Genomic DNA, 6,826 nt, shown 5'->3' on the forward strand with positions numbered 1-6,826 from the left:
GTGTGGTATCTGGATCAGTATCAGTAGTGGTATCTGGATCAGTATCAGTAGTGGTATCTGGATCAGTATCAGTAGTGGTATCTGGATCGGGATCAGGTGTGGTATCTGGATCAGTATCAGTAGTGGTATCTGGATCGGGATCGATAACTGGCGATACACCATTGAGGTCTATCACTGGAGCAACATTACCGAATAGGACATAGCTATTCCCTGGGTNTCGCCATTGGCTGTACTAAGCTCAAGACCAGGTGCGCCAATAACTAGGTCATCAATGCTATCACTATTAACGTCTTTTGCTCCACTTACTGAGAAGCCTAGGGAGTCAGTACCTTCGATAACTAAGCCATCTTCGCCGTTTAGGGTAGAAAGGTCTACACTGCCAGTAGTTCCCAACTCTTCACTGCCGAATAGCACATAAACTTTGCCTGCACCTTTAGCTCCAATCGCAACATCAGCAAACCCATCTTTGTTGAGATCCCCAGCATAACTAACTGACGAGCCCAGGAGACCATTCGCTTCAATCCCTGTGATGGCAAAGCCATTGGTACCGTCGAGGCTTGCAAGGTCTAAGTTCCCTGTACCAGCAACATCGGTGCCGCCAAACACTACGTAAGCCTCGCCAACATCAGTCTGGGTATCGGAGTCAACAAAGGGAGCCCCAATGATTAAATCACTAACACCATCACCGTTGACATCGCCAGCATCACTCACGGACCAGCCTGCCCTGTCACCGAGATCAAGGCTAGAACCTTCATCAATACCATTAATGACGAAGCCAGTTTTGGGGTCGGAGGAGGGTATCGATGAGAGGTCTAGGGTTCCAGTGGCACCGACACCTGAACCACCGAACACTACATAAGTCTTGCCAGCAGAACTGTTGTCAGTCAGAGGAGAATCACTACCAGGAACACCGATAGCGAAGTCCTTGATGCCATCACCATTGATATCCCCAGCACTACTGACTGAAAAACCTGCTAAGTTTCCGGCAACACTACTGGTGAGGAGGAAGCCATTAGTGCCGTCCAGAGTGGAGAGGTCTAGGCTACCGCCAGTACCTGTGCCCCCAAATACCACATAAGCATTGCCAGGATTAAGACCGGGAGAAGAAATAGGCAACAAGGCATGAGGAGCACCAATCAATAGGTCATTTTTCCCATCGCCGTTAACATCCCCTAAATTGCTGATGGAATGACCAGAAAATTCTGCAGGATCAATGCCATTGATAGCAAAGCCAGATGAGAGATCTACGCTACCAGTAGAGCCCACAGTGGAACCGCCAAATACTACATAGCTAACGCCATTGTTGTTGGCACCAGCACCAGGAGCACTTACCAGTAGGTCATTCGTACCATCACCATTGATATCTCCACCACTGCTAACCGAAAAGCCTAAGAATCCAGTTGAATTAAGACCGGCAATAACAAAACCGTTAGTACCGTCTAGGTCAGCTAGTTCAATGGTACCGGTAGTACCTACATCTGGACCACCGAAGACTACATAGCTTGTACCTGAAAAAAGGCCATTGGGATCAGCACCTGGGGCTCCGATGATCAGATCATGATTGCCATCACCGTTGATATCTCCAGCGCTGCTGACTGAGAAACCGGAGCGGTCACCTAACGTAACACCATTAATAGAGAACCCAATTCTGCCGTTAAGGTTTGAAATATTGAATAGTTGATTTGACATAGTTAATTTGGTAGATGTCTATATGCTTTCGATTTGACATCATCTCAGCTAATCCTAGTGATTGGGACTAGGATTGTGATAAATTCATCAAAATTTTACTTAATTCTGAGGCAGTCTAGGGAAAATCTTTATATGTTGATTGTAAATTATTAATTACTGTAACATAGCCACTACGCGCTTTGAGGTATTAAGTCAGTCAATATGATTAGAATTTCTCGGATTTTCGTTTTTGGTAGGTAATTGGTGTTGCCGAAAAGTCCGCTAATCAAGGGATAACCTTCCTAGACAATCCAGCACTAAACCTTCTTGGTTTTGTTCAAATATTTATGCACTAAAGAAAATCCGTTATGTAAAGATTTGGCAAAATCGTCAATTTGGCACGACAGTATTATGAAATTGTGCTAGTCATCTGTGTTTGTTTACACCTAATTTCTCCATCTCCCCATCTCCCCATCTCCCCATCTCCCCATCTCCCCATTTCCCCATTTCCCCATTTCCCCATTTCCCCATCGTCCCATCTCCCCATCTTGATTATTGGGATAATCAGCATATTCCCAATCGAATCTAGCTTTCTTAGCTCAAAACGGGATAACTAAAAATAAATCCCTTCAGTCTTGATCAGTGTACATCTATGACATATTGCCTGAGAATTGCTGATCTTCCCATCAGTGAACGTCCTCGTGAGCGATTAGTTGCTCTAGGAGCTAAAAATCTGGCGACAGCGGAACTGCTAGCAATTCTTTTAGGTACAGGTCAAGGCAAAGGAAAGCTTTCTGCCATGGGTTTAGGACAGTTGATTTTACAGGAACTTGCCAAAGACCAGCGAGACCCAATGGCTGTGTTGCGGAATATTAAAGCTCAAGAATTGACCCAAATTCATGGTGTTGGACTAGCGAAAGCCACAACGATTTTAGCCGCAGTGGAGCTGGGCAAACGGGCATTTCTGTCTCGACCTACAGAAGGTGTAATTATTGATAGTCCAGCCTCAGCAGCAGCGTCTTTGAGTCATGACTTAATGTGGCAAAATCATGAACGATTTGCTGTGTTGCTACTTGATGTTAAGAATCATTTGTTGGGTACTCAGATTATTACTGTTGGTACAGCAACAGAAACCATTGCTAATCCCCGGGATATTTTCCGAGAAGTGCTGCGCCAAGGAGCAACACAGGTAATTGTGGCTCACAATCATCCCACTGGGAGTGTTGACCCAAGTTTTCAAGATATTACTCTAACGGAACGGTTATTACAGGTAGGTCAACTCTTATGTATTCCGGTATTGGATCACTTGATTGTTGGCAATGGTAATTACCAGAGCATACGGCAAGTAACGAAACTGTGGGATGAGTATCCCCAGGAAGAGTGAGGTTTATATCAAGTCCGGTTGAATATCCATCAATTTTGGGGCCCGGGCGCGGGGAGGGTGGGGAGGGTGGGAGGTGTGGGGAGATGGGGAGATGGGGGAGATTTTTATTAAGGGTAATTATCCTGACATGATATTAGCTGTGGCAGACACGGAAGGGTTGCCTGACCACTCATCTCATGGGCGAATACTTACCTTTGGGCGTTGCTGATTCTGGGTATGGTTTCGCCCCCCTAGGGCGTGTTTTCAAACTCGGAGATCCCCCTAAATCCCCCTTAAAAAAGGGGGACTTTGAGAATGGCTCCCCCCTTCCGCGCGGGGGGTTGGGGGGGATCTAAATCTTGCGGAAAACTTTGAAAACACGGCCTAGCCCCCCAGCGAGCAATCCCTCGCTGGGGGGAACAAAACTCCCAAAGTCCCCCAAAATTGGGGGATTTAGGGGGCTTTAATAAAACCAGATGATCGCCCATTCATTCCTTAATTCAGCAACGCCTACCTTTGAATAATTACCCTTGATCAAACCCTGCCCATCTCCCCACACGCCCCAAACTTCCCAAACTTCCCAAACTTCCCATCTCCTGTGTGCCAGAAAATGTTAAGTTAAGTATCAAAACGTGTCTTTTTTTTAAAAAAGACCAGATTACCCTATTGGTGATCTCTCACCTCCCACGTATCATCAAAACACTATTACAAGGATTCAGCCATGGTTAGTAAAGTACAAAAGACTGAAGCACAGTGGAAAGAGCAGCTAACACCGGAACAGTTTAAAGTCACCAGACAGAAGGGAACGGAAAGAGCCTTCACTGGAGAATACTGGAACAATAAGGACAAGGGTATCTACAAATGTATCTGTTGCGGAACAGAGCTATTTAACTCTGATACCAAATATGATTCTGGGACAGGTTGGCCTAGTTTTTTCGCACCTATCAAAGAAGAGAATGTAAAGGAGGAACCGGATAACAGCCTATTTATGCGCAGGACAGAAGTGTTGTGTGCTGTCTGTGACGCTCACCTAGGTCACGTGTTTAGCGATGGACCACCACCAACAGGCTTACGCTACTGTATGAATTCTGCTTCCCTTAGTTTCGAGAAACAGGATTAAAAAAACAGGATTAATCAGATCAAGTCACCTAAGTTTGATTCGGAAAATCAATTATGGTCTGTCGATAAAACTGGGGCATTCCGGTATCAAAATACTTGCCTTTAACTAGATAACCGGTTATGCCCTCTTCTTGTCGCAATTTATCAAGACATGATGTGAGCTGAAATTCACCTTTTTCACGGATATTTTGGTTGATGTGCTCTTCAAGATAGTCAAAAATTTTCGGCTTAAGTACATACATACCAAATACCGCTAAGAACTGATCCTTTGCCATTCCTTCCATATGGAGATGGGCTCGCGCATACTCAAGAGTAGGCTTTTCATAAAGCTCTGTCACACGCAACCGTGATTCTGACTCTTGCCAAATCCCAGTCACGCAACCAGCTTTGTGAATAATCTCTCCTGGCATTACGGTCAAGGCAACAACGCTCTGATCAACCTGGTTATAAACGTTTAGAACTTGACTAGCACAGGAAGTTTCATGGTCAGAAGTGTAAACATGATCCCCCAGCAACAATAGAAAAGGCTGATTATTTACCCATTCTTTGGCACAGAATACAGCATGACCATAGCCTTCTTGCTCCTCTTGAATCAGAAAGGTAATTCTATGGCCTAAATCCTGTAAATATTGGCTGTATGCTTGGTTTTCTGGAGAGAGTTTCTCGAAGAGTTCGGGTTTGGGGGGGGACTTAAAAAATTCTTCAAAATGTTTGCGATCGCTTTTTTGAACCACAATCCCCACTTCTTCTATCCCAGCACTGACCGCTTCTTCTACAATCGCCATGATCACTGGTTTCGCCCTACCATCCCGGTCAATAATCGGAAATAACTCTTTTTTTACCACTTTGGTGGCTGGAAACAAACGGGTACCAAAACCCGCTGCGGGAATTAAAGCTTTGCGAACGTTATTGGTCTGCATAAATCGTTAACGTCAAAGATTCCATTTGAGGAAAATCACGCTCAATAATTTTAATTAACTTTTGTTGACTTTCCTTGTCTTTAACAATAAATTGTGCGGTGCCATCCCCTTGAGAGCCAACTCCCTTTCCCCCTAGGATATAAGGTTGAATTGGTTCATAATTCAGGATTTGGTGCAGCACTCCAGCAGTTAATTGCTCAGGGCAAGCAGGGATAAGATAGCGGTCGAATTCAGCTTGTGCCTGGTTCATCAAGCTACCAATCCGTTCAGCATCACCCCTTTCCAGAGCCTCAACTGCCTCCTGAGTAATTTTAGAACTGATTGGACCAAGATAGTGCTGAACATTCTGTTGTATTTCGTTAGTGGCGAATGGATAGCACTGATTCAGTTTACTCAGGATTTCCTGAGTATTTTTGCTTGCCCCGAGGTCTACAATTACAAAAAACAGATTCCGAGGTACCTTGAGTTCACTAATCTCGGTGTGATCACCATCAAACATCATCATGATCGGTCGATTGCCATAAGCACAGGCGAAATCCATCCGACCACATTGGGAAGGGGTGGTGGTTTCCCCTAGATAGGCTAACTCCATTTCCTCTTGGAGGGTCATGTTTAAGTCATACAGGCGATTGAAGCTGCGGGCAACTAGGACGGAAATTGCTGCACTTGAGGATAGCCCTTTCTTGATTGGTAAGTCAGTGCGGTAATTATCGATTTCAATTCCACCGACAGGATAGCGAGATAGACACTGGTAGGCAACCCCAGCAGCATAACTAAAAAAACCGCCTTTTTTAGCAACAGCGAGCAGAGCACTCCTTTCCATTGGTAAACTAATAGAAACGGTCGGTGTACCCTCCCTCAGGGAAGTACGCATAATCAGCTCGGTCGGATGAGATAAGACCAGAGCATAAAGTCCCTGATTGGTTCCGGTGATTAGGGTGTAGCCTCTTTCGAGCTCGGGATTTAGGCAGCGATAGCCTCCTGCCCAATCACTATGTTCCCCAAATAGACAAAGGCGACCTGGCACAAACAGTTTCATTACTCAGTTAAATCTATAGCAGTCTTGATTGGAATAGAATACAGCCGGTGATTGCAGTGGGAGCTCCCGAGAGGCTAAAGTGTATTTTACTGAGCTGCAAATCACTATATGCACTATATAAAGCACTATAGTATGACATTGCCATCAGAGGGATTGCATTCAAAGACGGCAAGACACCACCAGACTGGGAAACTCTCGATAGAGGGTGCTAACGCTCAATGCTACTTGGTATTAACTAGAAATTTTGAAACCTCTAGGGTCGATAGAAATAAACGTAACGTGGGGTAACTACATGGAACGTTTTATGTTAACTACTGCATGCAAGCCTTGGCTGTGCATCCCTAAGATCAACAGTCAACAGTCAATAGTCAACAGTCAACAGTCAACAGTCAACATAGTTAACGTGATTCAAATCACGCTTTACTGGCAGAAGGTTAACAACTTATTAAAACTTAAATCACCCCAGATCAACCTCAGATATTTGATTATGAAGAATGCCAGGAAAAATTTCATCAGGGAAATCTAGCATGACAGCTTTGATTAATTTGGAAACCTCCCAGACCAGTGCTTGTGTCACTGCTTGGCTCAGAAAGCACACCCTTTATCTAGGGTTCATTGGTCTTTATGTGGTAGAATTACAAAGTATCTTGGCTCACCGGGGATATTACTTTGGTCCATTAGATGGTATCTTTGACACAGAGATTGAATATGCTGTGC

6 protein-coding genes are annotated in these 6,826 nt (G+C 44.7%); 3 read left to right on the forward strand and 3 right to left on the reverse strand.

All coding sequences use genetic code 11. The features are described from left to right. Positions 1 to 171: 171 nt before the first annotated feature. On the reverse strand, positions 172 to 1,689 hold the full coding sequence (locus LYNGBM3L_RS11385) for an integrin alpha (protein WP_008182680.1): 1,518 nt from the start codon (positions 1,687 to 1,689) through the stop codon (positions 172 to 174). Between the two features lie 631 nt (positions 1,690 to 2,320). On the opposite strand from LYNGBM3L_RS11385, the gene radC reads away from it, so the two are divergent. Continuing rightward, entirely contained in the window at positions 2,321 to 3,052 is a 732-nt protein-coding gene (radC, locus tag LYNGBM3L_RS11390; protein WP_008182685.1) for a RadC family protein, read from the forward strand. Between the two features lie 700 nt (positions 3,053 to 3,752). Further along, the gene (msrB, locus tag LYNGBM3L_RS11400) at positions 3,753 to 4,151 is read left to right on the forward strand and encodes a peptide-methionine (R)-S-oxide reductase MsrB (protein WP_008182689.1); all 399 of its coding nucleotides are present in this window, start codon (positions 3,753 to 3,755) and stop codon (positions 4,149 to 4,151) included. Between the two features lie 28 nt (positions 4,152 to 4,179). Here msrB and LYNGBM3L_RS11405 read toward each other — a convergent pair whose 3' ends face one another. Beyond that, positions 4,180 to 5,070: a UTP--glucose-1-phosphate uridylyltransferase gene (locus LYNGBM3L_RS11405; RefSeq protein ID WP_008182692.1), complete on the reverse strand. Its 891-nt coding sequence runs from the start codon at positions 5,068 to 5,070 to the stop codon at positions 4,180 to 4,182. Next, positions 5,057 to 6,109: a mevalonate kinase family protein gene (locus LYNGBM3L_RS11410; RefSeq protein WP_008182695.1), complete on the reverse strand. Its 1,053-nt coding sequence runs from the start codon at positions 6,107 to 6,109 to the stop codon at positions 5,057 to 5,059. Before LYNGBM3L_RS11410 ends, LYNGBM3L_RS11405 begins: the two co-directional genes overlap by 14 nt. A gap of 527 nt (positions 6,110 to 6,636) precedes the next feature. On the opposite strand from LYNGBM3L_RS11410, the gene LYNGBM3L_RS45645 reads away from it, so the two are divergent. Beyond that, positions 6,637 to 6,826, forward strand: a 190-nt coding sequence (locus tag LYNGBM3L_RS45645) for a peptidoglycan-binding domain-containing protein (RefSeq protein WP_008182699.1), incomplete at its 3' end; no start/stop codon positions are given.

The sequence above is a fragment of the Moorena producens 3L genome (assembly GCF_000211815.1).
Taxonomy (GTDB): domain Bacteria; phylum Cyanobacteriota; class Cyanobacteriia; order Cyanobacteriales; family Coleofasciculaceae; genus Moorena; species Moorena producens.